26 protein-coding genes are annotated in these 24762 nt (G+C 70.4%); 14 read left to right on the plus strand and 12 right to left on the minus strand.

The window, feature by feature from the left end; all coding sequences use genetic code 11:
• Window positions 1-3: 3 nt before the first annotated feature.
• The 8 genes from LGI35_RS46710 (at window position 4) to LGI35_RS42095 (ending at window position 6952) form a co-directional block, all read left to right on the plus strand.
• Window positions 4-108 carry a DUF6893 family small protein gene (locus LGI35_RS46710; protein WP_376227125.1) on the plus strand — a complete coding sequence of 35 codons (105 nt, stop codon included), beginning with the start codon at window positions 4-6 and terminating at the stop codon, window positions 106-108.
• Between the two features lie 134 nt (window positions 109-242).
• The gene (locus LGI35_RS42065; protein ID WP_227299698.1) at window positions 243-641 is read left to right on the plus strand and encodes a hydrogenase maturation nickel metallochaperone HypA/HybF; all 399 of its coding nucleotides are present in this window, start codon (window positions 243-245) and stop codon (window positions 639-641) included.
• 3 nt (window positions 642-644) lie between these two features.
• Window positions 645-1397, plus strand: coding sequence for a hydrogenase nickel incorporation protein HypB (hypB, locus tag LGI35_RS42070; RefSeq protein ID WP_227299699.1), 753 nt, complete (start codon window positions 645-647; stop codon window positions 1395-1397).
• Window positions 1394-3751: a carbamoyltransferase HypF gene (hypF, locus tag LGI35_RS42075; RefSeq protein WP_227299700.1), complete on the plus strand. Its 2358-nt coding sequence runs from the start codon at window positions 1394-1396 to the stop codon at window positions 3749-3751. The genes hypB and hypF overlap by 4 nt, the downstream gene beginning before the upstream one ends.
• A 50-nt stretch (window positions 3752-3801) precedes the next feature.
• Window positions 3802-4122, plus strand: coding sequence for a HypC/HybG/HupF family hydrogenase formation chaperone (locus tag LGI35_RS42080; protein WP_227299701.1), 321 nt, complete (start codon window positions 3802-3804; stop codon window positions 4120-4122).
• Window positions 4119-5243, plus strand: coding sequence for a hydrogenase formation protein HypD (hypD, locus tag LGI35_RS42085; RefSeq protein ID WP_227299702.1), 1125 nt, complete (start codon window positions 4119-4121; stop codon window positions 5241-5243). Before LGI35_RS42080 ends, hypD begins: the two co-directional genes overlap by 4 nt.
• Window positions 5236-6309: a hydrogenase expression/formation protein HypE gene (gene hypE / locus LGI35_RS42090; RefSeq protein ID WP_279348711.1), complete on the plus strand. Its 1074-nt coding sequence runs from the start codon at window positions 5236-5238 to the stop codon at window positions 6307-6309. The genes hypD and hypE overlap by 8 nt, the downstream gene beginning before the upstream one ends.
• Before the next feature lie 202 nt (window positions 6310-6511).
• Window positions 6512-6952 (plus strand): VOC family protein, encoded by a 441-nt coding sequence (locus LGI35_RS42095; protein WP_227299703.1) that lies wholly within the window; start codon window positions 6512-6514, stop codon window positions 6950-6952.
• A gap of 344 nt (window positions 6953-7296) precedes the next feature.
• Here the strand turns inward: LGI35_RS42095 and LGI35_RS42100 are convergent, their stop codons facing one another.
• Together LGI35_RS42100 and LGI35_RS42105 are read right to left on the minus strand one after the other, a co-directional pair.
• Window positions 7297-7674, minus strand: a complete 378-nt coding sequence (locus LGI35_RS42100; protein ID WP_227299704.1) for a VOC family protein — start codon at window positions 7672-7674, stop codon at window positions 7297-7299.
• A 281-nt stretch (window positions 7675-7955) separates the two neighbouring features.
• Window positions 7956-8861 carry an NADP-dependent oxidoreductase gene (locus tag LGI35_RS42105; protein ID WP_227300741.1) on the minus strand — a complete coding sequence of 302 codons (906 nt, stop codon included), beginning with the start codon at window positions 8859-8861 and terminating at the stop codon, window positions 7956-7958.
• A gap of 387 nt (window positions 8862-9248) precedes the next feature.
• Between LGI35_RS42105 and LGI35_RS42110 the strand changes: the two genes are divergently transcribed.
• Window positions 9249-9866 (plus strand): SUKH-4 family immunity protein, encoded by a 618-nt coding sequence (locus LGI35_RS42110; RefSeq protein WP_227300742.1) that lies wholly within the window; start codon window positions 9249-9251, stop codon window positions 9864-9866.
• A gap of 161 nt (window positions 9867-10027) precedes the next feature.
• Here the strand turns inward: LGI35_RS42110 and sigJ are convergent, their stop codons facing one another.
• Window positions 10028-10948: an RNA polymerase sigma factor SigJ gene (gene sigJ / locus LGI35_RS42115; RefSeq protein WP_227299705.1), complete on the minus strand. Its 921-nt coding sequence runs from the start codon at window positions 10946-10948 to the stop codon at window positions 10028-10030.
• Window positions 10949-11046: 98 nt separating this feature from the next.
• On the opposite strand from sigJ, the gene LGI35_RS42120 reads away from it, so the two are divergent.
• The gene (locus LGI35_RS42120; RefSeq protein WP_227299706.1) at window positions 11047-11427 is read left to right on the plus strand and encodes a hypothetical protein; all 381 of its coding nucleotides are present in this window, start codon (window positions 11047-11049) and stop codon (window positions 11425-11427) included.
• 601 nt (window positions 11428-12028) lie between these two features.
• On the plus strand, window positions 12029-12367 hold the full coding sequence (locus LGI35_RS42125) for a cupin domain-containing protein (RefSeq protein WP_227299707.1): 339 nt from the start codon (window positions 12029-12031) through the stop codon (window positions 12365-12367).
• Between the two features lie 96 nt (window positions 12368-12463).
• Here LGI35_RS42125 and LGI35_RS42130 read toward each other — a convergent pair whose 3' ends face one another.
• The 5 genes from LGI35_RS42130 to LGI35_RS42150 all read right to left on the minus strand — a co-directional run bounded on the left by LGI35_RS42130 (window position 12464) and on the right by LGI35_RS42150 (window position 17223).
• Window positions 12464-12889, minus strand: coding sequence for a VOC family protein (locus tag LGI35_RS42130; protein WP_227299708.1), 426 nt, complete (start codon window positions 12887-12889; stop codon window positions 12464-12466).
• Between the two features lie 26 nt (window positions 12890-12915).
• The gene (locus LGI35_RS42135; protein ID WP_227299709.1) at window positions 12916-14343 is read right to left on the minus strand and encodes an Nramp family divalent metal transporter; all 1428 of its coding nucleotides are present in this window, start codon (window positions 14341-14343) and stop codon (window positions 12916-12918) included.
• A gap of 126 nt (window positions 14344-14469) precedes the next feature.
• Window positions 14470-15423 carry a phosphoglycerate dehydrogenase gene (locus LGI35_RS42140; RefSeq protein ID WP_227299710.1) on the minus strand — a complete coding sequence of 318 codons (954 nt, stop codon included), beginning with the start codon at window positions 15421-15423 and terminating at the stop codon, window positions 14470-14472.
• Window positions 15423-16208, minus strand: a complete 786-nt coding sequence (locus LGI35_RS42145; RefSeq protein WP_227299711.1) for an HpcH/HpaI aldolase family protein — start codon at window positions 16206-16208, stop codon at window positions 15423-15425. The genes LGI35_RS42140 and LGI35_RS42145 overlap by 1 nt, the downstream gene beginning before the upstream one ends.
• 34 nt (window positions 16209-16242) lie before the next feature.
• Window positions 16243-17223, minus strand: a complete 981-nt coding sequence (locus LGI35_RS42150; protein WP_227299712.1) for an aldo/keto reductase — start codon at window positions 17221-17223, stop codon at window positions 16243-16245.
• A 424-nt stretch (window positions 17224-17647) separates the two neighbouring features.
• On the opposite strand from LGI35_RS42150, the gene LGI35_RS42155 reads away from it, so the two are divergent.
• The 3 genes from LGI35_RS42155 to LGI35_RS42165 are packed head-to-tail and all read left to right on the plus strand — an operon-like array spanning window position 17648 to window position 20805.
• Window positions 17648-18919 (plus strand): four-carbon acid sugar kinase family protein, encoded by a 1272-nt coding sequence (locus LGI35_RS42155; RefSeq protein WP_227299713.1) that lies wholly within the window; start codon window positions 17648-17650, stop codon window positions 18917-18919.
• A gap of 38 nt (window positions 18920-18957) precedes the next feature.
• Window positions 18958-19971: a 4-hydroxythreonine-4-phosphate dehydrogenase PdxA gene (gene pdxA, locus LGI35_RS42160; protein WP_227299714.1), complete on the plus strand. Its 1014-nt coding sequence runs from the start codon at window positions 18958-18960 to the stop codon at window positions 19969-19971.
• 51 nt (window positions 19972-20022) lie between these two features.
• Entirely contained in the window at window positions 20023-20805 is a 783-nt protein-coding gene (locus tag LGI35_RS42165) for a DeoR/GlpR family DNA-binding transcription regulator (protein WP_227299715.1), read from the plus strand.
• A gap of 148 nt (window positions 20806-20953) precedes the next feature.
• Here LGI35_RS42165 and LGI35_RS42170 read toward each other — a convergent pair whose 3' ends face one another.
• The 4 genes from LGI35_RS42170 to LGI35_RS42185 are packed head-to-tail and all read right to left on the minus strand — an operon-like array spanning window position 20954 to window position 24727.
• On the minus strand, window positions 20954-21931 hold the full coding sequence (locus tag LGI35_RS42170) for a quinone oxidoreductase family protein (protein WP_227299716.1): 978 nt from the start codon (window positions 21929-21931) through the stop codon (window positions 20954-20956).
• A 47-nt stretch (window positions 21932-21978) separates the two neighbouring features.
• Window positions 21979-22815: an ABC transporter permease gene (locus LGI35_RS42175; RefSeq protein ID WP_227299717.1), complete on the minus strand. Its 837-nt coding sequence runs from the start codon at window positions 22813-22815 to the stop codon at window positions 21979-21981.
• On the minus strand, window positions 22812-23723 hold the full coding sequence (locus tag LGI35_RS42180; RefSeq protein WP_227299718.1) for an ABC transporter ATP-binding protein: 912 nt from the start codon (window positions 23721-23723) through the stop codon (window positions 22812-22814). Before LGI35_RS42180 ends, LGI35_RS42175 begins: the two co-directional genes overlap by 4 nt.
• Complete coding sequence (locus LGI35_RS42185; protein WP_227299719.1) at window positions 23720-24727, minus strand: ABC transporter substrate-binding protein; 1008 nt, start codon at window positions 24725-24727, stop codon at window positions 23720-23722. Before LGI35_RS42185 ends, LGI35_RS42180 begins: the two co-directional genes overlap by 4 nt.
• Window positions 24728-24762: the final 35 nt, after the last annotated feature.

A 24762-nucleotide genomic window follows, 5' to 3' on the forward strand; every position in this document is an offset into this window, starting at 1 on the left:
TTCATGAAGAAGTCCGTCATCGGGGCCGTCACCGTCGTCGCGCTCGTCGTGCTCGCACGGCAGATCATGCCCGACGTCCAGCGCTACCTGCGTATGAGAAGCATGTAGCGGGCCCTTTGCGCCGAACGGTGCACCAGGGCAGCGGAGTCGGCGAGCCCCGAGGCCGCACGGCAGCGAGCCCTCTGTAATGGAGCCGAGCGCAATGGCCGCCCAACGATCGGCCTCTGCCAGGACGGAGACCGATGCACGAGATGTCCATCGCCATGGCTGTCGTCGGCCAGGTGCAAGAGGCGGCGGAACTGAACGGCGGGGTCACCTCGGTCACCTCGGTGCGACTCCAGGTGGGGGAGCTCGCCGGCGTCGTCCCGGACGCGCTGTCCTTCTGCTTCGAACTCGCCTGCGCCGAGACCCTCCTGGAGGGGGCCGAGCTGGTCACCGAGTCCGTGCCCGGCCGGGCACGCTGCTCACCCTGTGCCGACGAATGGGCGGTGGGCATGCCGCCGCGACTTTGCTGTCCGCGCTGCGGTGAGCCGACGCCCGAACTGCTGTCGGGCCGAGAGCTGCAGATCGTCAGCGTGCAGTGGGAGGAAGAGCCGACCGCCCGTCGACGAACCTGTGAACCGATCTCCGAGGAGTGCTGAGTCATGTGCCGAACCGTTGACTTGCACCAGGCGGTGCTCGCCAAGAACGACGCGACCGCGCACGCTCTACGGGCCGAACTCGCGGGCCGCGGAACCACGATGGTGAATCTGCTCTCCAGCCCGGGAAGCGGCAAGACGGCCCTGCTGGAACGCGAACTCCTGCGCGCGCGTGAACGTGGAGTGCCGACCGCCGCGCTGACCGCCGACCTCGCCACGGAGAACGACGCCAGACGTCTGGCCCGGTCCGGGGTGCCGGTCAAGCAGGTACTCACCGACGGGCTGTGCCATCTCGAAGCCTCGATGCTCGGGCGGCACCTGGAAGGCTGGCTGCCCGAGGCCACCCGCCTGCTGTTCGTGGAGAACGTCGGGAATCTGGTCTGCCCGGCCTCCTACGACCTCGGGGAGGACCTGCGCGTCGTCCTCGCGTCCGTCACCGAAGGCGAGGACAAGCCGCTGAAGTACCCCACCGCCTTCGGCCTCGCGCACCTGGTGGTGGTCACCAAGGCCGACATCGCCGAAGCCGTCGAGTTCGACGAGGAAGCCTTCCGCGCGCACGTCGAGCAGGTCAATCCCGGCGTGGAGGTGGTCCTGACCTCGGCCCGACGGGGCGGTGGCGTAGGCGAACTGCTCGACCGCGCCCTCGCCGTCGCGGACGGCGGGGCCGTCCACGCACCGGTCATGGCCGGACAGCCGCACGAGCACCATCACCACCACCACGACCTGGACGATGCCGTCATGACACGGCCTCTCCCGTGAGCACACTTCAGCCCGGATCCGCCGTCGATCAGGCGCTTCAGCGCCGTCGCGTGACCGTACGAGGTGTCGTACAGGGCGTCGGCTTCCGGCCGTTCCTGTACACCCTGGCCACGTCACTGGAGCTGGCAGGGCACGTGACGAACACCGAAGACGGTGTCGTCGCCGAGGTCGAGGGAGATCACTCCGCCGTCACACGGTTCTGCGACCGGATCGCTCAACAGGCCCCGCCGCTGGCCCTGGTGGAGTCCGTGGAGCACGAGCAGGTCCCCCTCGCAGGCGGCAGCGGATTCGCCATCGTCGCCTCGCGGTCGCAGGGATCGTCGCGCACACTCGTCTCCCCGGACACGGCCACGTGTGCCGCGTGCCTCGCCGAAATGACCGACCCCGGTGACCGTCGGCACCGGCACCCGTTCATCACATGCACGCACTGCGGGCCGCGCTTCACCATTGTCACCGGACTCCCGTACGACCGTGTGCACACCACCATGGCCGACTTCCCGATGTGCGCCGACTGCGCACGCGAGTACACGGACCCGGCGGACCGCCGGTTCCACGCCCAGCCCGTCTCCTGCCGCGCCTGCGGCCCGCGCCTGAAGCTTGTGTACGCGTCGCCCCGACCTGACACCGACGTCGACCCGATCCACGAGGCACGCGCGCTTCTGACCGCCGGCGCCATCCTCGCCGTCAAGGGCATCGGCGGCTACCACCTCGCCTGCGACGCCGGGAACGCCCAGGCCGTGTCCGCACTGCGCAGCCGCAAGGGACGGGGCGACAAGCCGTTCGCAGTGATGGTGAAAAGCCTCACCGACATCGAGCACCTCGTACACATCAGTCCCCCCGAGCAGGCTCTTCTCACGGGAAGCGTCCGGCCGATCGTCCTGCTGAGACGTCGAATTGACGTCCTGTCAGGGGAGTGCGCACTCTCGGACGAGGTGGCACCGGGCAGCCCCGACCTGGGAGTCATGCTTCCGTACACCCCCGTGCACCACCTGCTGCTCGGCCTGCCCGGCGACCCGGACGGGCCGCGCGCACTGGTCATGACCAGCGGCAACGTGGCCGGTGAGCCCATCGTCACCGATGACGCCGAGGCACTTGAGCGACTTGCGCCACTGGCCGACGCCTGGCTCACCCACGACCGCCCCATCCACGTGCCCTGCGACGACTCCGTGCTGCGCGTGTGTGACGGGGAACGGATGACGGTGCGCCGCGCTCGCGGCTACGCCCCGCTGCCCGTCTCCCTGCCGGTGTCCGTCAGGCCCTCGCTCGCCGTAGGGGGAGACCTCAAGAACACGTTCTGCCTCGGCGACGGCCGGAAGGCCTGGCTGTCCGCGCACATCGGCGACATGGACGACCTCCAGACCCAGCACGCCTTCGCGCGCGCAGAAAAGCAGTTGGAGTCGATCACGGGTGTGCGGCCCGGCCTGCTGGCGGCGGACCGGCACCCCGGCTACCGATCCGGACAGTGGGCCCAACGGCATGCCGACAACCGCCCGGTCGTCCGCGTGCAGCACCATCACGCCCATGTCGCCGCGGTCATGGCCGAGCACGGCCTCGACGGCAGCCGACCGGTCATCGGCGTCGCATTCGACGGCACGGGCTACGGCGACGACGGGGCGGTGTGGGGCGGCGAGATCCTGCTCGCGGACTACGACACGTACCGGCGTCTGGGGCATCTCGCGTACGTCCCGCTGCCCGGTGGCGACGCCGCCGTGAGCCGCCCGTACCGCATGGCGCTCGCGCAGCTCCGGCAAGCGGACATCGCGTGGACGGACGACCTGCCCAGCGTGATCGCCTGCCCGCACGACGAACGGCGCGTACTGGCACGGCAGTTGGAGCGGAGCCTGAACTGTGTGCCGACGTCGAGCATGGGCCGGCTCTTCGACGCGGTCTCTTCCCTGGCGGGCGTGTGCCACCAGGTGGGATACGAGGCACAGGCAGCCATCGAGCTGGAGGCGGCCGCGCTGAGGGGCGCCGTGGACCGGGACGGCGCCGGATACCGGTTCGCGCTGAGTCCGGCCACGTCGGAGCCGATGACTGCCGACCCCGGGCCTGTGGTGAGAGCCGTGGTCGATGACGTACGCGCGGGCGCGGAGCCGGCGGTCGTCGCTGCCCGCTTCCATACCGGAGTCGCAGATCTCGTACGGCGGATGTGTGCGGTGGCGCGCGACCGGCACGGCACGGCCACCGTCGTCCTGACCGGCGGCGTGTTCGCCAACGTCCTTCTCTCCTCGGCCTGCGCCCGAGGGCTCGGGGAGGACGGATTCAGCGTGCTGCGCGCCGGTGAAGTCCCGCCGAACGACGGAGGGCTGGCCCTCGGTCAGTTGATGATCGCGGGGCGGGCAACGGCCGGATGACATCGCAGTCGGCGAGCCGGATCGGACCACCACAGTGAGGAGAGCCACCCATGTGCCTGGCGGTACCCGGGAGAGTGACGGAAATCGAGGATCGCGACGGCACCCGCATGGCCACCGTCGACTTCGGCGGAGTGGTCAAGGAGGTGTGCCTCGAATACCTGCCGGACCTTCAGGTCGGCGAATACGCCATCGTCCACGTGGGATTCGCGCTCCAGAAGCTGGACGAGGAATCGGCCAAGCAGACGCTGGAGCTCTTCGCGAATCTCGGCCTGCTCCAGGAGGAGTTCGGCGACCCGTGGGAGCTCGCGGCCGAAGCAGGCGCACCTCGGTGGGCCGATGACAAGGACGTTCCGCAGGAGGCACAACAGTGAAGTACCTCGACGAGTTCCAGGACCCGGACCTGGCACGGCGTCTGCTCGACGACATCCACTCAGTGGTGACGAGGCCCTGGGCCCTGATGGAGGTGTGCGGCGGACAGACGCACACGATCATCCGCCATGGGATCGATCAACTCCTCCCGGATCAGGTGGAGTTGATTCACGGGCCGGGGTGTCCGGTGTGCGTCACCCCGCTCGAGGTCATCGACAAGGCCCTCGAGATCGCCTCCCGGCCGGGAGTGATCTTCTGCTCCTTCGGCGACATGCTCCGGGTGCCGGGCACCGGCCGCGACCTCTTCCAGGTACGCGGCGAGGGCGGCGACGTACGCGTCGTGTACTCGCCGCTGGACGCCCTGCACATCGCTCAGCAGAACCCCGACCGGGAAGTGGTGTTCTTCGGCATCGGCTTCGAGACGACCGCGCCGCCCAACGCCATGACCGTCTATCAGGCGCGCAAGCTGGGCATCAAGAACTTCAGTCTTCTGGTGTCCCACGTGCGCGTCCCGCCGGCGATCAAGGCGATCATGGAGTCTCCGAACTGCCGGGTCCAGGGATTCCTCGCCGCCGGACACGTGTGCAGCGTGATGGGTGTCGGCGAGTACCCCGACCTCGCGGACCGCTATCGCGTTCCGATCGTGGTCACCGGCTTCGAACCGCTGGACATCCTGGAAGGCGTGCGCCGGACCGTGCTGCAACTGGAGCGGGGTGAACACACGGTCGACAACGCCTATCCGCGCGCGGTCCGGCCCGAGGGAAATCCCGCGGCCCAGGCCATGCTGGCGGACGTCTTCGAAGGCACCGACCGAGCCTGGCGAGGCATCGGCGTGATCCCGGACAGCGGCTGGCGGCTTTCCTCCCGTTACCGGGACTTCGACGCCGAGCACCGATTCTCGGTCGGTGACATCGACACCCGTGAGCCCGCGGAATGCCGCAGCGGCGAGGTTCTGCAGGGGTTGTTGAAGCCGAACGAGTGCGCCGCGTTCGGCACCACCTGCACACCGCGCAATCCACTCGGAGCGACGATGGTCTCGAGTGAGGGTGCGTGTGCCGCCTACTACCTGTACCGACGCCTCGACATCACCACCGCGCCGCTGGAGGCGAGCCCCGTTGCCTGAGACCACCCAACTGACAGCCGTGGACCCGACCGCATGGACCTGCCCGGTCGCGTTGCGTGATCATCCGAGGGTGGTGATGGGACACGGTGGGGGAGGGGCCCTGTCCGCCGAGCTGGTGCAGCACATCTTCGCCCCCGCCTTCGGCGGCGAGACCCTGTCACAACTCGGTGACTCCGCCGCCGTCTCGCTCGGCGGAGTCCGTATGGCTTTCTCCACCGACTCCTACGTGGTGCGGCCCCTGTTCTTCCCGGGCGGAAGCATCGGCGACCTCGCGGTCAACGGCACCGTCAACGACCTCGCCATGAGCGGCGCACGGCCCGCCTACCTCTCCTGCGGCTTCATCCTGGAAGAGGGCGTCGAGATGTCCGTCGTGGCTCGGGTGGCCGAGACACTCGGAGCGGCCGCACGGCGCGCCGGAGTCGAGGTGGTGACCGGTGACACGAAGGTCGTCGAAAGCGGTCACGGAGACGGGGTCTTCATCAACACCGCCGGGATCGGGCTCATCCCGTCAGGCGTGGACATCCGCCCCCAGCGCGTGGTCCCCGGCGACGTCGTCATCGTCAGCGGTGACATCGGCGTTCACGGCGTGGCGATCATGAGCGTGCGTGAGGGTCTGGAATTCGGTGTCGAGATCGAGAGCGACTGCGCGGCGCTGGGCGGCCTGGTGGACGCCATGCTCGCGGTGACACAGGACCTCCATGTGCTGCGCGACCCGACCCGTGGCGGTCTGGCCGCCGCGCTCAACGAGATCGCGGTGGCCTCCGGCGCCGGCGTCGTCATCCAGGAAGGTGACGTGCCTGTCCCGCCGGCTGTGGCCAACGCGTGCGCGATCCTGGGCCTCGACCCCCTCTACGTGGCCAACGAGGGCAAACTCGTGGCATTCGTTCCCCGCGAACACGCGGACGCCGTACTCGGCGCGATGCGGGCACATCCGCTCGGTGCGAACGCGCGAGTGATCGGCGAAGCCGTCGAGGAGCATCCGGGCATGGTGGTCGCCCGCACGGGCCTGGGCGGCACACGCGTCGTCGACCTGCCGATCGGCGAACAGCTTCCGCGAATCTGCTGAGCGTCGGAAAGTTCGGACCGACGGCGCGACAGACCACGCACATCGGCGGCGGTGCCCAGCATGAGCACCGCCGCGGTGCGGACCGCCGCACCCGGCTTCAAGTGGCGTCGGGTGGGCGAAGCGCAGACTGCGCGGCTCACCATGTAAGCGACTGGGCATCTCTGCTGCCGAGGACACCGCTCGGCGGCTAGGGGAGAAACACATGCGCGCGAACCGCATCATCGCCAACCTCCATGTGGCCGATGTCGACGCGGCGAAGACGTTCTACACCGAGTACCTGGGCCTGTGCACCGAGGAGTTCAACATGGGGTGGGTGGCCCGGTACACGTCCCCCGAGACGGGTGTGAACATCCAGCTCGTCACGCGCGACGCCACCTCATCCGAGGACTCGGTCGTCTCCGTGCTCACGGACGACGTCGACTCCGCCTACGCGGAGGCGCAGCAAATGGGTTTCGAGATCGTATGCCCTCTGACGACGGAAGCCTGGGGTGTGCGCCGCTTCGACGCCGGACCCCGCCGTGATTACGTACGGGACAGCGCCCCGATCGCGCTACGCCTGAAACTGCCCGCCGGACGCCGGACGCCGGACGCCGCACGGCGCATCTGCTCACCGGCGACCCCAACACCTTCAACAGGCTGCTGATCGTCCGCGTCGACGGGGACGAGAAGGCTCGCAGCGAACAGCTCGACGGCCGGGAGTTCACCTGGCACCGCATCCCGCTGGACGGCGGGCCCTCCGGAGGGGAGGTGGACCTGGAACTCTCCGCGCAGGAGGACGAGACCTGGCATCTCAGCGCCTGCGTAGTCGTGGCCGACGACCTCGGCCCTGTCTCGAAGTGAGGTCGGAAGCCCGTCGTTGATGACGGCGACATGCAGGGCGGTCTCCGGATACGGGGGCGTTCTTCTTGGTGGACGAACCCCTGCCGGAGACCACCCTTACGTCACGATCACGACCACTCAGATGCTGTCTCGTTGTCGGCGAGGCCGTCAGAGGGCAGCGAGGCGGGCCTTGAGCAGGCAGAACTCATTGCCTTCGGGATCGGCGAGGACGTGCCATTGCTCCTCCCCGGTCTGGCCGATGTCGGCCGGGCGCGCCCCCAGCTTCAGGAGGCGTTCGAGCTCGGCGTCCTGATCGCGGTCGGTGGCGTTGACGTCGATGTGCAGCCGGGACTTCCCGGGCTCCGGCTCGTCTCTGCGGCTGAGGATGATCGTCGGCTGCGCGCCGCCGAACCCTTCGCGCGGCCCGATCTCGATGCAGCCTTCCTCGCGATCGAGCACCACGAAGTCCAGGACCTCGCACCAGAACCGCGCGAGTACCTCGGGGTCGCGGCAACCGAGCACGAGCTCACTGATACGGCATGCCATGGACGAAACCTACTTTCAGCGTGGGAACCGCCGGGGTGGCCGCGCGCAGATCTCACGCGCTCCCAGCAGTGAGGACACGCGCGCGACCGTACCGGGCGAGGCGATCAGTGGCGAGTGATTTCAGGCCCTCGCGCGGGTGGGTCCCGCCAGGCGCGGTCGGCAGGCCGTGCAACTGACTTCGAGACAGGCCCTGATATCTGTTGCAGTACCAGGTGCGGAGCCAGCCCTGCGGCGCCGCGGTCACCGCGAACCGGGCAGGATCCGTATCACCGGGACGCGTGTCAGGGGCCGATCACGAGCACGAGCTTTCCGCGAACGTGACCGTCCTCGCTGACCCGGTGCGCCTTGGCGATCTCGGTGAGCGGGAAGGTCTGCGCGACCGGGAGGGACAAGCGCCCCGACTCGATCAACTCGCCCATCTCGCCGAGCACATGGACCGCGCGGCCGCTGTCCCCCCGGCTGAACCTCACCCCGTACTCCTGCGCGCCGGCGAAGTCGGCGAGCGTCACGACGTGGTCCGGGCCGCCCGCGAGCCCGATGAGCTCGGGCAGAACACCGCTGCCGGCCACATCCAGCGCGAGGTCGACGCCGTCGGGGGCGATGGCGCGAACCCGCTCGGCCAGGCCATCGCCGTAGGCGACGGGCTCGGCACCCAGCGAACGAAGGTACTCATGGTTCGCCGGACTCGCGGTGCCGATCACCCGCGCACCGCGCACCACGGCGAACTGAACCGCGGCGCTGCCGACACTGCCCGAGGCGCCGTTGATGAGCAGCGTGCCGCCGCTGACGACGCCGAGTTGGCCGATCGCGCGCATGGCCGTCTCGCCGGCGGCCGGGAGCGCGGCAGCGCCGGGGAAGTCGAGCGACGGCGGGATCGGCGCGTAGTAGGACAGCACCGCCAGCTCGGCCTGAGCCGCCCCCTCGGTGGAGAAGCCGAACACGCGGTCGCCGACGGCCACGTCCGCAACGCCCTCGCCGAGCTCGTCGACGACGCCCGCAGCCTCGTAGCCCAGAGTCTGCGGCAGCCCCTCGTCCATCAGGCCCTTGCGCTTCTTCCAGTCGCTCGCGTTGACGCCGGCTGCGCGCACCGCGATCCGGACCTCGCCCGGACCCGGATGCGGATCAGGCAGATCCACCAGCTCAAGAACCTCCGGCCCCCCGAACCGACTGAAACGGACTGCCTTCATCAATTGCTCCGATCTCGACCCCGAGGTGCCGCGGTTCCGGCGGTTGCCGCGGTTGCCGCGCGCACGGACAGCCTGCCACCCTCGCGTGCCGGACCCGACCCAGCGCCACACGCACACTGACCTGTCCAACCACTCCTCAATGCCATCACCGTGGCGCCCCCGCTCGGCCTCAAGGGCATGACACTCTGGTCCGCGCACCCGCTCACGCCCTCCGGTCCCGCTCCAGCGCGGCGAGCAAAGGCTTCCGGCGTCATGGACTGCGGCCTCATCCTCCCGGACAACCAGGAGGAACGGTTCGATTTCCTCGTCACTCAGATCGCCGGCTCCCCATCCATCCACCAAGAGTCCCGCGGCGCCCGTGCCGGCGCCGAGTTCGGAGTTCCGGCAGTGCTTTTCGACATCACCCGCAGTGAACTCGCCGACATCTTCGGCGAGGACCGGCTCGCGACCCTGCCCGCCACTGCCTTCACGCCCTCCATCGCGGACACCGAGGGCGCCCGCCTCATGCAGAGCGTCGGCGTCCCGACCGGAACGTTCTGGCTGCGTGAGTCAGACGAGGATTCCGGTCGGTTGCCCCTCGTCCAGGGCGTCGTCGACATCGAGGACTTCGAGGACGCCTCGCAGGGCGCGGGCGAATGGCCCGTGATCGGCTGGCTGCTCAACGCCCACCTCGCCCTCGACCCAGGTTCCGGCAAGGTGTACGCCCTCGACGCCGACGAGGAGACCGTGCGGGAACTCCACACGGACGTCTCCTCCCTCGTCCAGGTCACCCTCCGGTTCCAGCGCCTGCTCGAGGAGTTCACCTTCAGTGGCGACGACAGCGACGAGGAGGCCGACTTCGAGCGCCTGGAGCGCGCGGTCGACCGGATCCGTCAGGAGACGAGCAGCATTGACCCGCTCCCCTTCCAGGACGACGAGACCGTCTGGTCGATAGTCAGCGAGGAGATCGCCGCGGGTCAGCGCTTCAAGGGCGACAGGCCGGGAGCCGGCTCGCTCTACGGGTGATCGTCGGCCGCTGCCGCCCACGAACCGCGCGGTCTGCGTGGTGCGATCCGCACGGTGCGCGGGCCCCCTTCCCGCGGACCCGTCTCCTCCCCGACCGTCAGAAGCAGCGCCCAAAGGGCAGTTGAGATTTGAGATGCCAAGGACCTGAGCCGAGCCACGGGTCAGCCCTCCGAGCCCCACGGCCGCAGCTTCTCCGGGTTACGGACCGCCCAGATCCGGGTGACGCGCCCGTCGGACACGTCGAACGAGGCTACGGTCATGACGACACCTGCACGTCGGGCCACCAGACCCGGCACGCCGTTGACCGACCGCTCCAGGAGTTCGAGCCCCGGAGCCTTGTCGGCGATGGCGACCATGTACTGAGCGATGCGAGGGCCGCCCTCGACCGGGCGCAGGACGGTGCCGACCAGGCCGCCGCCGTCGGCGGTCATCACTGCGGCCGGGTTGAGAAGGCCGACGAGGGTTGCGATGTCCTTGCTCTCCCATGCCTCTTTGACGTGCTTCACCACGTCGGCCTGGCCGGTCGCCGGCGCCGGAGCAGCCTGCGCGACACTCACCCGCCGCCTGGCGGAGGCCGCCAACTGCTTGCAGGCCGCGGGGGTCCGGCCGAGAACGTCGGCGATCTCGGCGAACGGGTACCGGAAGACGTCGTGCAGGACGAACGCCACCCGCTCGGCGGGCGTCATCGACTCCAGGACGACGAGGAAGGCCATGGACACCGACTCGTCCAGGACGATCTGGTCGGCGGGATCAGGAGCGCCGGTGGGGTCGGCGCCGCCCGCGCGGTTCCACTCGGTGCGGTCGGGCAGCGGTTCGGGCAGCCATGCGCCGACATAGCGCTCACGGCGGGCCCGCGCCGAGCCGAGCAGGTCCAGGCAGATGCGGCCGGTCACCGTCGTCAGCCAGGCGCCGGGGGAGAGGATCTCCGCCTGCCGGCTTCGCGTCAGCCCGTACCAGCGTGTGTAGGCATCCTGTACGGCGTCCTCGGCCTCGGTCACCGAACCGAGCAACCGGTAGGCGACATTGATCAGTTGGCGTCGCTCGCCGGCTACCTCATCCGTGCCGGCCCCGACAGTTCCCACGCTTCCGCCCCCCTCGCCTTACCTTTCGCAGGCCCGCGTCGTCGGGCTGGTGAGACCTTATCGATCTACTGCCCGAGGGCGGAAAAGGGGACTGTGACATGGCCACTGAGGTGAAGCCGACGGCGACGGCGAACGCACGGCGCAGCTCCTCGTTCCTGCAGGTCGCGATCGCACTGCAGACCCTGACCATCTTCCTTCAGGCGTGCTCCGCCGGACTGCTGCTGACCGCGTCGTACGGAGAGACGATCCACAGCGTCGGAGCCCGTGTGATGTACGCGGCGTCGATGCTGTACGTACTCGCGGCGGTGCTGGCGTGGAAGCGGGGCGGCGGCTCGCCCCGGCCGATCTGGCACGCGTCGGGATTCCTCGCGCTCGCCTCGGTCCAGGTCGTGCTCGGCATCGCGCACGTCCCGTCGGTCCATCTTCCCCTGGGCGTCCTGATGTTCGGCCTGAGTGTGCTGGCGCTGGCCAGGCGCTGAAGTCCGGTACGGGGGCCGCCGGAGTCATTGCTCGGTGTCCGCCTGTCCCGCCGCCCCAGCCTCCGAGAGCGTCGCGGATGGGACGGATCGGCGCATCCCGACCTCACTGGAGTGGCGAACCGCCCAGCTCACCCCGACGGGGACGGCCGGAGAGATGCGGCCCTGCCCTCGTGCGCATGGCGCGATACGAGTCGTGGACTTCGGACCTCTTCGTTCCGAAGCGACTCGGACGGGGCTCTGCTTCGGGCCGGTGAGCCTCTCGCCCGCGGTGATGTCCGCACTCAAGGCTGTGTGGGTGTGCTCAGTCGGCGAGCTTGAGGAGGCAAAACCCGGCCCGATCGCTGGATGACACCCTTGCGTGCGGCAGGGCGAGGTTGGTTTCGCGGACGTGTTCCGCGATGTGGTCCTGCAGTTGACCCGTGGTGCCTGAGTTGCCGCCCACCGTGCCCGCCAGATCTGACCGGACCGGACCGCGACTCGACCGGTACGGTCAACTCCGGGCCCGTGAACCCGCCCCAGTGCCACGCACACCTTCGAAGCTTCAACGGAAAAGAACCGCATTCCGGCGGCGGACGGCCGGCGGGGATCAGAAAGAGGTGTCATGAAAGAGGAGCTCGAGTTCTTTGCGGGGGATGCCATGCCGTGGCGCGAAGCCGCGCAGCCGGGTACCGAGGAGAAGGTGTTGTCGCGGGATCCTGACGATCCTGCTGTGCTGACCCGGCTTGTGCGCTGGCTGCCCGGTCTGGACACGACTCCCGCCGGAGTGATCACTCACGACTACGTCGAGGAGGTGTACCTGCTGGAAGGCGAGCTGGTCGACCTCACGCTCGGGCAGACGTTCGGTCCGGGGCACTATGCGAGCCGTCGGCCCGGGATGCGCCACGGCCCCTATCGCACTCCGGCCGGTTGCACGATGCTCGAAATCCGGTACCGCGCCTGATCTGCGAGCGGGGTGAGACGGTGCGGGTGGTCCTCCGATCGAACGGTCCGCCGTGCCCGGCCGCGCGGACGTCAGCTGGGCTACGGCGTGCCTTGCTCAAACGACCGGCTCGCCGATGCCCAGCAGGTTTCCCTCGCTGTCACGGAACCAGGCGGCGCGCTCTCCCCGTCCGCCCTTGCTCTGGTAGTTCCCGTCGATCTCGGCGATTCCGTCCTTCGTCCGGAACCCGGGCAGGTCGACCTCTTCGAACATCACGCCGCGTTGCTTGAGCTCCGCCACGATCGTCTCGACGTCGTCGACCTGCCACCCCATCTGGGTGAAGGTGCCGGGCGCGGCTCCCGTGGACCTGAACAAGGCGAACTCCGTGTCTCCGCACCGGTACAGCAGTCCACCGGGCCGTTCGTCGACGGGCTCCAGACCGAGCCGCTCGGCATAGAAACGCCGTGCCCGGTCCAGGTCCTGGGCCGGCAGCCGGGTCGCGACGCGACCCCGGGCCAGAATGTTCCTGTGGTCCGCCTTCATGTCACCACTGTGCCTCGCCGCCGCATTCAGCTGCCAGGAGTGAGCCCCAGCGTGTCGAGCACCGCGTACACCCCGAGGAAGAGAATCGCCGCACTGCTCAGGACGAGGGCGGCGGTCAGCCAGGGGTTGGCGCGGAAGCGGTGCGGGACGCCGGTGTAGCGCAGGCGCCAGACCGCGACCACGACCGCGAGCAAGAAGATGCCGCCGCCGATGCCGCCGATCTGCACCATCAGGACCGGGGACTGGACCCACAGGAAGAAGCACATCCACACCGGGGGCAGGCAGCAGGTGAGGATGCGGATGGTGCGGGTGCGCGAGCGCATGTCGTGCCAGTTCACCACTCCGAGCAGACCCAGCGTGTTGGTCCACAGGCGCGGGACACTGGCCGACGAGGCGACGGTGACCGAGAAGAGTACGGCGATCGCGCCGGCCAGGAACAGGTACTCGGCCCAGGGGCCCAGTGTGTCGGTGTAGATGTGCGACAGCGTGGTGATCATGTCGTTGCCCTCGGGCACGAGACCCTGCGGGTGGAGCACCGAGGCGCCGATCACGTAGAAGGACAGGGTGCAGACGGTACACACGATCCAGGAGACACCCACGTCGAGGCGCATGACCTTGAGCCAGCCCTCGGCCCGCCGGGCGCGCTGTTCGGTACCGTCGTCCGGGCCGGTCCACCGGGCGTAGCCCTTCTCCAGGCACCAGTACGTGTACGTGGTCATCTCGTCGGCGCCGACGCCGGTGATGCCGAACATGGCGAGCGCGATGCCGACCGTGCCCGCGGGGATCTGGAAGCTCAGTCCGTCGGCGAGCTGTTCGCCGCCGTACCCGAAAGCGGTGAACGGCAGTGCGAGGGCCAGGCCGAAGGTGATGATCGTCTTGAGCGTGATGCCGACGACCTCGACACGCTCCACGACGTGGTACTTGCCCGTCTGGAGGATGAGGACGGCGGCGGCGGTGACGATGAGGGCCCAGATCGTCAGCGATGACGTGCTCAGCGAGGCGCCGTGGAGCGGCAGAAGGATCGAGCAGGCCGCCGCGGTGCCGCCGATGATGCCGCCGCGCTGGAACATCTTGGCGAAGTCCATGCCGATCCAGAGCCAGTTGATCCAGCTCAGGCGGCCTATGCGGGGGCCGACGTCACGGAAGCCGTCGAGTGCGGGGCGGCCGTTGAGGATGGTCCAGCGGGCCAGTTCCATCTGGACCCATACCTTGACCAGAGTGGAGACGATCACCAGCCACAGGAGCGCGAAGCCGGCCTTCGCGCCCAGGGAGGTGGTGGTGATCAGTTCACCGGAGCCGACGACAGCGGCGGACAGGACGAGCCCGGGGCCGAGCTGGCGCAGCCGGCCGCGGAAGGTCTCGGGGGCAGGGCGGGCGTCTTCGGCGCGCAGTGCGTACGGGTCGGTCTGCGCGGAGGGTGGCGCCGCCGTGGCGCCGTCGGTCGAGGTGGCCATGTCAGGTCCTTGGGGATCCTCCGGCGTCATCGCCGGAATCCGGAATGGGGACAGGGTCGTGCCGTGGTGCCGTGGTGCCGTGGTGCCGTGGTGCGCAGGTGCCGAAGTGCGGGGGCGCCCTGTGCCTCAACGCACCTGGTGTTGTGGCCCCTTGCCCGCCAGTACGCGGACGACGTCCTCGGCCACCATCGCGCCCATGGCCTGGTTGGCCTCGGGAGTGCAGGCGGCCATGTGCGAGGTGAGGAGGGTGCGGGGGGCCTGGCGCAAGGGGTGGTCGGCGGGCAGCGGCTCGGTGCTGAACGCGTCGAGGGCCGCGGCCCCGAAGTGCCCGGAGCTGAGCAGGTCGGCCAGCGCGCGTTCGTCGACGAGGCCGCCGCGCGCGGCGTTGATCAGGACCGCGCCCCGCTTCATCGCCGCCAGTCGGGCCCGGTCGAGCAGCGGGGCGCCGGACGGGTCGGGCGGGGTGTGCAGGCTGACGGCGTCGGCGCGCGCCAACAGGGCGTTGAGCGCCACCGGTTCGGCGCCGTGTGCGCGGACGTCGGCGCCCGGGACGTACGGGTCGTGGGCGAGCAGTTCCATCCCGAAGGCGCGGGCGTAGCCGGCCAGCAGGCGGCCTATGCGGCCGAACCCGACGATGCCCAGTGTCTTGCCGTGCAGTTCGGGGCCGAAGAGCTTCGGCCAGCCGCCGGCCGCCACCGAAGTGTGCGAGGCGGCGAGGGAGCGGGTTGCGGAGAGCAGCAGGCCGAAGGTGTACTCGGCCACCGCGCGCGAGTTGCTGCCCGGCGCGCACACGACCGGTATGCCGCGAGAGCGGGCGGCGGCCACGTCGATGGTGTCGACGCCCACGCCGTGCTTGGCGATCACCTTGAGGCGGGGTGAGGCGTCCATCACCTCGGCGGTGATCGCGTCCATGCCGACGATCAACGCGTCTGCCTCGGGCGCGTACTTGAGGAGATCTGCGATGGGCAGCGCCGCGTCTTCGCAGGGGCGCAGGGGGCCCGCTCCGGCCTCTTCCAGGATCTGCCAGGGGCGCGTCGAGTGCCGGGCGAAGGTGGGCGTCGTGATGAGGGTGGTCGGCATCAGCGTGCGCCGCCGCGTGCCGCGTCCAGGTGGGACGTGGCGATCTGCTGCAAGTGCACGACGTCGGCGGCGACCGTCGCGAACGTGAAGCCCTCGGCGAGGCGGCGGGCGGCGCTCGTGCCGTCGGCGTTGTGGATGCCGGCCGCGATGCCCGCGGTCTCGGCCGCCTTGCGGACGCGGGTGAGGGCCTGCTCGAACTCGTCCTGTACGGAAGGGTCGCTGGAGGAGGCGCCGCCGATGGCCAGGCGCAGGTCGGACGGGCCGACGTAGATGCCGTCCAGGCCGGGCGTCGCGCAGATCTCCTCGACGTTGGCCAGGCCGTCCGCTGTCTCGATCATGGCGAGGACGGCGGTCTGTTCGTGCGTGTCGGCCGGGTCGGGGCCGATGCGCAGTTGGGCGCGCATCGGACCGTACGAGCGGCGGCCCAGCGGCGGATACCGGACGGCGGAGACGGCGTCGGCGGCATTCTGCGCGTTGTCGATCAGCGGGACGATCACGGCGGTCGCACCCGCGTCGAGCGCCTTGCCGATGTAGGTGAGGTCGTTGGCCTCGACGCGCACCATGCCGACGGCGGTGCTGCCCTTGGTGTCGGTCGCGAGGAGGTTGTTCAGCATGCCCTGGTAGCCGAAGAGGCCGTGCTGGGCGTCGAAGGCCAGGTAGTCGTAGCCGATGCGGGCGAGGCGCTCGGCGGCGATCGGCGAGTCGAGCAACGACCAGTAGCCGATGAGCTGTTCGCGATTGCGCAGGGCGGTGGTGAACTCGGCAGAAGTGCGGCCGGTGGCCATGTTGTTGTCTCCGTTACGAGAGGGAGGGACGAGGTCAGCGGTTGTAGGCGGGCATCGGGCCGCGCAGGCGGGCGCCGACCTCGTCGCAGGCGGCCACGACGTCCGTGGGCAGCGGGCCGGCGGCCGCGGCGGCGATGTTGGCCTTCAGATGGCCGACCTTGGAGCCGCCGAGCAGCAGCGCGTCGGTGGAGGGCCGCGAAAGCAGCCAGCGCAGGGCCAGTTCGGTGAGCTGCAGGCCGGCGTCGGATGCGATGCGGGTGAGATCGGTGACGGCGCGGAACAGATCCTCGTTCCAGTACCGCTCGCGGTACATCGCGGCCAGCTTGGAATCGCCGAAGCGCCCGCCATCCGGTGCCTGGTCGAAGCTGTGGCGGCCGGTGAGGAGGCCGCCGCCGAGCGGGTTGTAGACCATCGTGCGCAGGCCGGCGGTGGCGGCGTACTCGACGTACTCCTCTTCTATGCGGCGCGCGAGGAGGTTGTGGAGCTGCTGGGCGACGACCGGGCGCGGGGCGCCTACCTCGTCGGCCACGCGGCTGAGCTCGGCGATCTGCCAGGCGGCGAAGTTGGAGACGCCGAGGGCGAGGACCTTGCCCGCCTTCACGAACTCGGCGACGGTGGCCAGGGTTTCGGCGAGCGGCGTCCTGCGGTCCGGCTGGTGCAGGTAGAAGAGGTCGACGTGGTCGGTGCCCAGGCGCTTGAGGCTTCCTTCGAGCGCGGCGCGCAGGCCCTCGGCGGAGAGCGGCGCGTACTCGCCCTGGTCGGGATGCGCGATGCCGGCCTTGGTGGCGAGAACCACCTGATCGCGGCGGCCGGGCAGCAGCTCGGAGAGGATGCGCTCGCTCTCGCCGCCCGCGTAGCCGTTGGCGGCGTCCACGCCGGTGATGCCGGCGTCGAGCGCGGAGTCCAGCATCGCGGCGGCCGTCGCGCGGTCCGCGGTGTCGCCGAAGGTCATCGTGCCGAGGACGAGAGGGGAGAGCGGGACGGGGATGTGGGGGAGTTCGAAGCCGACGGTCACGGCGGATCCTTCCGGTGCGGGTGATGCGGGTGATGCGGGTGGCGCGGGTATTGCAGGTGGTGCGGGTCATGTACTCGTGTGCGATCGCATGCGTGATGTGCGCATCGCGGGTGGTGTGCCGTGGGGCTGTGTGGCTGCGATCGGTCGCCGCGGGGGTGCCGGCCGTGCGCCGCACCGCGGCCCTGTGCGGTGCGATGGTGCTGCGATGTGCGGTGCAAGCCGGTATGCGGCGCCGTGCTGTGTGAGCCCGTAACGCGTCGCGTCCACGAAGGCGACGCGGTCCGCGGGTGAGGGCCGTCAGCGCCACCGGAACGCTCGCACGGCTGCGTGAATCACGCAAGGGGTCTCGCGCACTTCGCGCAACCTGTGCCATGATCCGGACCGGGCCGCCCAACGCCGGGCACGCCCAAGGAGGTTCGATCCCGTGGCTTCCCAGCCCCCGCCCCCACTCCCGTCCGTCTCACCGTCCGCGTCTGCGCCCGCAGTGCCGTACGTCCTTCCGCGCGTCCTTGCGCTCGCGGACGACCTGTCCGGCGCGGCCGAGACCGCATGCGCGCTCGGCGGTCCCGTCCGTCTGTCGCTCACCGCTGCCGACGTGGCCGACAGCGCTGCCGCGCACGACCTCGTCGTGGACCTGGACACCCGGCACCTGCCGACCGCCGAAGCGGCGCACGCCGTGCGGACGGCGCTGCGTGCGGCGACGCAGGCCGGCCCGGCTCGCCTGCTGTACAAGAAGGTCGACTCACAACTGCGCGGCCACCTCGCCGCGGAGGCCGCCGCCTACGCAGAGGGGGCCGAGGCCGTCGTCGTCGCGCCCGCCCTGCCCGCGGCTGGCCGCACTGTGACCGGCGGCGTGGTGCACGTGAACGGAATTCCGCTGCACCGCACCGACGGCTGGCGCGCGGAACGCGCGGCCGCGCCCCGCTCACTGCCCGAGGCACTGTCCGGCCTGCCGGTCCGTACGGTCCCCCTCGACGTCGTACGGTCCGCCCCCGCCGCACTGGACGCGGAGTTCCTGCGGATCGCCGACTCCGGTGCGCACCCTGCTCCGGATGCCGAGACCGACGCCGACCTGGACGCGGTTGCCGCGGCTGCACTGCGGCTCGGGGCAGGATTCCGGCTCCTGGGCAGCGGCGGTCTGGCGCTCGCGCTCGGGCGGGCGCTGATACGTCCCGCCGCTGTCACCTACCGGCCCGTGCCCGCCCAGGACCACGCCCCGCTGCTCTTCGTCGTGGGGACCGCAGAGCCCGCCGCGGTTGCGCAGATCGCGCACCTCACGATGCTCGGCGCGCGCCATGTACCGCTGAATCCGGCCGACTTGGCGGCGGGCACGGTCCGCCTGCCGTGTACCGCCGCCGATCCCGCCCTGACCGTGCTGTCCATCGACGGTTCGGCAGGACTGCACCCCGGCACAGGGCGGGCCCTCAGCGCCGGTCTGGGCGCACTCGCCGCCGCGTACCCCGGCCGCCCCGACCTCGTCCTGACCGGCGGCGAGACCGCTCGCACCACCCTGGACGCCCTGGGCATACGGGAGTTGGAGCCGCTCGGCGAGATCCACCACGGCGCGGTCCACTCCCGCACCCCCGACGGCCGCAGCGTCGTCACCCGCCCCGGTAGCTATGGCGCCGAGGACTCCCTTCTGCGCATCGCCGCCGCGCTGCGGCCCCGCATGGCCGCCGCCCCGGCAGCCACCTGAACCCTTCACCGCCCGCCTCCCTCCTAGGAGTTGTCCTCATGAGCACCTCTCTCCCTCTCATCGCCGTCACCATGGGCGACGGCGCCGGCGTCGGCCCGGAGGTCGTCGTCGCGGCCCTGCTCGACGACGCCGTGCTGACTCGCTGCCGCCCCGTCGTCATCGGCGACGCGCAGCGGCTGCGGGAGGCCGCCCGCATCCTCGCTCTGGACTGCGAGATCGCCGCCGTCGACCACCCGCGCGACGCCGAGTTCAGGCCCGGTCGCGTCAACGTCGTCGACCTCGGCCTGCTCCCCGCCGACCTGCCCTGGGGCAAGCTGTCCCCGGTCGCGGGTGACGCCGCGTACGCATACGTCGCGCGCGCGGCCGAACTCGCCGTGGCAGGAGACGTGCACGCCATCTGCACCGCCCCCCTCAACAAGGAGGCCCTGCACGCCGCGGGGCACATCTACCCCGGCCACACCGAACTCCTCGCCCACCTGACCGGGACCGAGGAGGTCTCGATGATGCTCTCCACCGAGAAGGTGAAGGTCATCCACGTCACCACGCACATCGGTCTGATCGACGCCGTCAATCGCATCGAGCCGGGCCTCGTCGAGCGCACGGTGCGCCGTGGCCACGAGGCGATGGTGCGTGCCGGTACCCCGAACCCGGTCATCGGGGTCTGCGGCATCAACCCGCACGCGGGCGAGAACGGTCTGTTCGGCTACGGCGAGGAGGGCGAGAAGATCGTCCCGGCCCTGGAGAAGCTGCGCGCCGAGGGCGTCGACGCCCGCGGCCCGCTCCCCGCCGACACCGCCTTCTTCCTCGCCTCGCGTGGCGACTACGACCTGATCGTGGCGATGTACCACGACCAGGGCCACGGCCCGGTCAAGGTCCTGGGCATCGAGGCGGGGGTCAACCTCACCGTGGGGCTGCCCGTCATCCGCACCTCCGTCGACCACGGCACCGCGTTCGACATCGCCGGAACGGGCGCGGCGGAGGCCGGTAGCATGGTCGAGGCGCTGCGCCAGGCGGCCGAGATGGCGACGGCGCCGGTCGCTCCGGCGGCCTGAGCCGCCGTCCCCTGCACTGCCGTTGTCACCGCACCGTAGAGGACCCCGTAGATGCCGCCGACCACTTCCCAGGCACGACGCGACCGCATCGTCCACCTCGCCAACACCACCGGCCTCGCCAGTGTCGAGGAACTCTCGCAGCTCTTCGACGTCACCCCCTCGACCATCCGCCGCGACCTCGCCCGCCTCACCACGGAGGGCCGCCTCGCGCGCACCTACGGCGGCGCGATGGCGTTGTCCGCGCACCCCGAGGCGTCACTGCGGCAGCGCACGGGCGAGGCGTACGAGGAGAAGCGAGCCATCGCGCAGTGGGCCGCCCGGCAGGTCGAGCCGGGCGAGACGCTGCTCCTCGACGCCGGTACGACGGTGGGAGCACTGGCCCACGAGCTGCGCGGCGCAAAGGAGTTGACGATCGCGACCACGGGCCTGACGGCCCTGCACGCCCTCGCGGACGCGGAAGGCGTGGACGTCGAATGCCTCGGCGGCACGCTCCGCCCGCTCAGCCAGGGCTTCGTCGGCCCGCTCACGGAGGCCGCGCTCGAGCACATGTCCTTCGACCGCGTCTTCCTCGGCGCCGACGGCGTCACCGTCGACCGCGGCATCTGCGAGGCGGACCTGCGCCAGACCCGGCTCAAGGACCTGATGGCGCGCCGCGCCGACCGGGTCTATGTACTGGCTCACGGCGCCAAGTTGGGGCGCGCGCCGTTCCACGCGTGGGCGAAGCTGAGGAAGGAGTGGACCCTGGTCACGGACGCGTCGGCACCCGACGCGCAGATCCGCGCCTTCGAGGCGAGCGGGGTACGTGTCGAGGTCGCCCCGCCCGCGGGGGAGTGACGGAACGGCAGGTGCCGAACTTGACGCGCCTGTCCATTGCGGGGGCCTTGCGCCCGTACGGACCTGCGGCGCCCGGCATCTCGGACGTCCACCGTTCCGTTCAGGCCCCAGCGACTCCGGCCGTCAGCCACCTCGGCAACCCGCCGGGTCAGCCCAGGTCGAGTACCACCTTGCCGATCGCCTCGCCCGTGCGCAGCCGTGCCACCGCCTCCTCGAGGCGGTCGATGCCGTAGCGCTCGTACGGCAGCGTGAGCTTGCCGGAGGAGAGGTCCGGCAGCAGCCGCACGACCTCCGCGGCGACCTCCTTGCCCCGGCTGATCATGTTGACGGGGAGCAGCGAGACGTCGGCGAGGAAGAAGTCCGCGAGGTCGAGGGTGAGCTCGCGGCCCGCGGTGTAGCCGACGAGCGCGGCCCGGCCGCGCGGGCGGACCAGGGCGAGGGCATGGCGCAGGATCGTGCCGCCGACCGTGTCGATGAGCACGTCGACCTTGCCGCCGATCGCCTCTTCGGAGAGGTCGGCCGCGAGGACCGCCTTGGCGGCCTCGGGGACGTGCGGCAGCTTGGCCGGGCGGCCGACCACGCCGACGACCTCGGCCCCTGCCCGGGCGGCCAGCTGCACCGCCGTCGCGCCGACCGCGCCGGACGCGCCGGTGACCATGACCCGCTCGCCCGGCCGCACGTGGGCGATCGGGTGCACGGAGGCCCAGGCGGTGCCGACGGGGGAGAAGTAGATGCAGGCCAGCGCGGGGTCGGTGCCCGCCGGCATGACCTCGACGGCGGCGTCGGGCACGAGCACGTGCTCCGCCCAGGCGCCGGCGCGGCTGAGCCCGAGCCCTTCGCCGCGCACCCGCACGAGTGCGCCCTCGGGGTGGGCGCCGGAGGCGAGGACGATGCCGCTGCCCTGCGTTCCCGGGACGGAGGGCAGATCGGGCAGGATGCCGAACTCTCCGTCGAGGACGTTGAGGTCGAGGTGGGCGACCGTCGCCGCCTTCATCCGTACGAGGGTGTGCCCGGGCAGCGGCTCGGGGACCGCCCGCTCCACGAGGCGCGGCAGGGTGCCGAACTCCTCCAGGAGCAGAGCGCGCGATGTGGCTGTCGGTGTGGATGCGGCTGAGGTGGTGCTCACTTGCTTCCGTTCTCCGGTCTCGCCATTGCCCCCGCTGTTCCCTTCGTTCATACCTTAGCTCCGTACCTGTGTAGTACACGTATCGCGGTGACGCGCAGGACCCGGTCGTAGACGAACCCCAGGATCCCGAGGGTGATGATGCCGACGAAGACCCAGTCGATCCGTCCGTAGTTGCGCGAGGTCCAGATCAGCGAGCCAAGCCCTACCTGGGAGGCGACGATCTCCGCCGAGACGATCGTGAGGAAGCTGTTGCCCATGGCGAGGCGGGCGCCGGTGACGATGTACGGGACGGTGGACGGCAGCACGATCCGCTGCAGGATCTGGCGGCGACTCGCCCCGAGGCTGGCTGCCGCTCGCAGCTTGGACTCGTGGACGGCCATCACGCCCGCGCTGGTGTTGAGGGTGACGATGAAGACGGCCGTGTAGAAGATGAGGACCACCTTCGACGACTCGCCGATGCCCAGCCACACGACCGCCAGGGTGACGAAGGCAACCGGCGGGATGAAGCGGAAGAACTCGATGTAGGGCTCCAGGAGTTGGCGGACGATTTTGATCTGTCCGACGAGCAGGCCGACCGGGGCGCCGACCACGACGCCGAGGCCCCAGCCGATCAGGATGCGGCGGCTGGAGGCGGTGATCGAGTTGCCCAGGGTGCCGTCGCTCGCCAACTCGCCCGCTGCCGATACGGTTTCCCTCGGCGAGGCGACCAGCGACGAGCCGTACTTCATCGCGATGAGCTGCCAGCTCGCCACGCCGACGAGTACGGAGAGGGTGTACATGCCGATGGTGCGCAGGCCGCGCACGCCCGCCCGGGTCGTACGGCGGGATCGCTTTTGCGGGTCGGGCGTGGCCGTGGGCGTGGAGTCCGTCGTGGTGATGGTCATGCGCCACCCTCCTGGGGGCCGAGCCGGTCGTCGAGTCCCTGGTCGCGCATGGCCTTGCGGACCTCTTCGCCGATGTCCTGGCGTAGCTTGCGGCGCAGTTCGACGGCGGCGGGGTCGGCCTCGTCGCGGGGGCGCGGCAGTTCCACCTCGTAGAGAGACTTGATCGAAGCCGCGGGTCCTGCGGTCATGACGGCGATGCGGTCGGCCAGCAGGATCGCCTCGTCGATGTCGTGGGTGACGAACACGACCGTGCAGCCGGACGCACGCCAGATCCGGTCCGTCTCCTGCTGCAGCACCTGCCGGGTCTGTGCGTCGAGCGCGCCGAACGGCTCGTCCATGAGGACGACGCCGGGTTCGTTGGCGAGGACGCGGGCGATCTGGACGCGCTGGCGCATGCCGCCGCTGAGCTGGCTGGGGAACCGGTCCGCGCAGTGGCGCAGGCCGACCAGGCCGAGGAACTCGTCGGCCAGGCTCACCTGTTCGGCGCGGGGCCTGCCGCGCATGCGCGGGCCGAACGCGACGTTCTGGCGCACGGTCATCCAGTCGAAGAGGGCCTCGCTGCTCTGGAAGACCATGCCCAGGTCGGGGTCGGGGCCGCCGATCGGCGCGCCGTCGGCCGTCAGGCTGCCCTCGCTCACCGGGATGAAGCCGGCCATGGCCGACAGCAGGGTCGACTTGCCGCAGCCGCTCGGTCCGAGCAGACAGAGGAACTCGCCTGCCGCGATGTCGAGGTCGATGCCGTGGACGGCCTGGAAGTCGCCGAAGTGGATCCCGACGTCCTCGGCCCGCAGAGCGGCCCCGCGACCGGAACCGACCGCGGGGCCGTTGCGGGTGCCCTTCACGGTGCCGGTCCGCCCGGCACCGGTCTTCTCCGGCGCCGTCTTCTCCGTCTCCATGCCCTGGGTCATCGGGATCCCTTCGTGTGGTCGGGGAGCCAGCCCCGCAGGACGGTCCGAGCTACGTTCGGCCTGGACTTGACCTTGCCGGTGTCCACGTAGAACCGGGCCGTGTCCTCATAGCCCTTCAGGTCCGCGGCGGTGAAGTCCCGGACGCCGAAATCGATGTCCTCGACCGCGTTCACGGTCTGGGCCGTGGGGATCTTCGCGGCGTCCGTGGTCGCCTTCGCCGCGGCGTCCGGGTCGCTCTCGGTCTGCCGGCTCGCCTCCGCGAGAGCCTCGGCGACCTTCGCGGCGGTGTCGGCGTGGTCCTTCAGCCAGGTGGAGGTGGACAGGAGCCAGTGCTGGTACGCGAGGTCGTAGTCGCCGGTGGTCTCCAGGACCTTCGCGCCCATCTCCTCGCCCTTGGCGGGCCACGGCTCCCACAGGACGTACGCGTCGACGTCGCCCTTCTTCGTGAGGGCCGGGATCTCGGCAGGGTCCGCCGTGACGAGGTCGACCGTGTCCGGGTCGATGCCCTTGGATTCGAGGAACCGGGTGGCCGCGAGTTCGGACAGACCTGGGACGACGGCCATCTTCCGTATCCGTGCCGGGGACTTTACGTGGGCACCGAGGACGACCTTGAGGTACTGGCCGGAGTCCTCGTACACGAGGAGCGATCGCAGGTTCGGGCTCTGCGCGAGGACACCGATGGTGGTGGCGTCGGAGTTGCCCGCCATCTGCACCTGTCCCGCGGTGAGGGCGTCGACGCCCTCACCGCCCTTGGCGAACTGGACGAGGTCGACGTTCACGCCGTGCTTGGCCCACAGCCCTTCGGCGTCGGCCAGGAAGAACGGCGCGAACGAAGCGTCTACGCCGACGGCGATGCGGACCTGGGGTCCTGACACCTGGCTCCCGGAACCGGAACCGGAGCCGGAGTCGGTGGTGCCGGCTCCGCAAGCGGTCAGCGAGAGCAGGGTGGCGGTGAGGAGGGCGGAGCCGGCCACGAGGGTTCTCCGGCGGGACGCTGTCTGCATGGGCACCTCAGAGTTGGACGCGTTAAGGCAGGTCG

It is taken from the genome of Streptomyces longhuiensis (genome assembly GCF_020616555.1).
Classification (GTDB): domain Bacteria; phylum Actinomycetota; class Actinomycetes; order Streptomycetales; family Streptomycetaceae; genus Streptomyces; species Streptomyces longhuiensis.

What these genes read in the sequence shown, in the direction of transcription:
- LGI35_RS42065 (WP_227299698.1), top strand. Translation starts at nt 243, where the DNA reads ATGCACGAGATGTCCATCGCCATGGCTGTCGTCGGCCAGGTGCAAGAG.
- LGI35_RS42095 (WP_227299703.1), top strand. Translation starts at nt 6,512, where the DNA reads ATGCGCGCGAACCGCATCATCGCCAACCTCCATGTGGCCGATGTCGAC.
- LGI35_RS42105 (WP_227300741.1), bottom strand. Translation starts at nt 8,861, where the DNA reads ATGAAGGCAGTCCGTTTCAGTCGGTTCGGGGGGCCGGAGGTTCTTGAG.
- pdxA (WP_227299714.1), top strand. Translation starts at nt 18,958, where the DNA reads ATGAGCACCTCTCTCCCTCTCATCGCCGTCACCATGGGCGACGGCGCC.
- LGI35_RS42165 (WP_227299715.1), top strand. Translation starts at nt 20,023, where the DNA reads ATGCCGCCGACCACTTCCCAGGCACGACGCGACCGCATCGTCCACCTC.
- LGI35_RS42120 (WP_227299706.1), top strand. Translation starts at nt 11,047, where the DNA reads ATGGCCACTGAGGTGAAGCCGACGGCGACGGCGAACGCACGGCGCAGC.
- LGI35_RS42130 (WP_227299708.1), bottom strand. Translation starts at nt 12,889, where the DNA reads ATGAAGGCGGACCACAGGAACATTCTGGCCCGGGGTCGCGTCGCGACC.
- hypB (WP_227299699.1), top strand. Translation starts at nt 645, where the DNA reads ATGTGCCGAACCGTTGACTTGCACCAGGCGGTGCTCGCCAAGAACGAC.
- LGI35_RS42175 (WP_227299717.1), bottom strand. Translation starts at nt 22,815, where the DNA reads ATGACCATCACCACGACGGACTCCACGCCCACGGCCACGCCCGACCCG.
- LGI35_RS42140 (WP_227299710.1), bottom strand. Translation starts at nt 15,423, where the DNA reads ATGCCGACCACCCTCATCACGACGCCCACCTTCGCCCGGCACTCGACG.
- LGI35_RS42185 (WP_227299719.1), bottom strand. Translation starts at nt 24,727, where the DNA reads ATGCAGACAGCGTCCCGCCGGAGAACCCTCGTGGCCGGCTCCGCCCTC.
- LGI35_RS46710 (WP_376227125.1), top strand. Translation starts at nt 4, where the DNA reads ATGAAGAAGTCCGTCATCGGGGCCGTCACCGTCGTCGCGCTCGTCGTG.
- LGI35_RS42100 (WP_227299704.1), bottom strand. Translation starts at nt 7,674, where the DNA reads ATGGCATGCCGTATCAGTGAGCTCGTGCTCGGTTGCCGCGACCCCGAG.
- LGI35_RS42145 (WP_227299711.1), bottom strand. Translation starts at nt 16,208, where the DNA reads ATGGCCACCGGCCGCACTTCTGCCGAGTTCACCACCGCCCTGCGCAAT.
- LGI35_RS42125 (WP_227299707.1), top strand. Translation starts at nt 12,029, where the DNA reads ATGAAAGAGGAGCTCGAGTTCTTTGCGGGGGATGCCATGCCGTGGCGC.
- LGI35_RS42180 (WP_227299718.1), bottom strand. Translation starts at nt 23,723, where the DNA reads ATGACCCAGGGCATGGAGACGGAGAAGACGGCGCCGGAGAAGACCGGT.
- LGI35_RS42080 (WP_227299701.1), top strand. Translation starts at nt 3,802, where the DNA reads ATGTGCCTGGCGGTACCCGGGAGAGTGACGGAAATCGAGGATCGCGAC.
- LGI35_RS42135 (WP_227299709.1), bottom strand. Translation starts at nt 14,343, where the DNA reads ATGGCCACCTCGACCGACGGCGCCACGGCGGCGCCACCCTCCGCGCAG.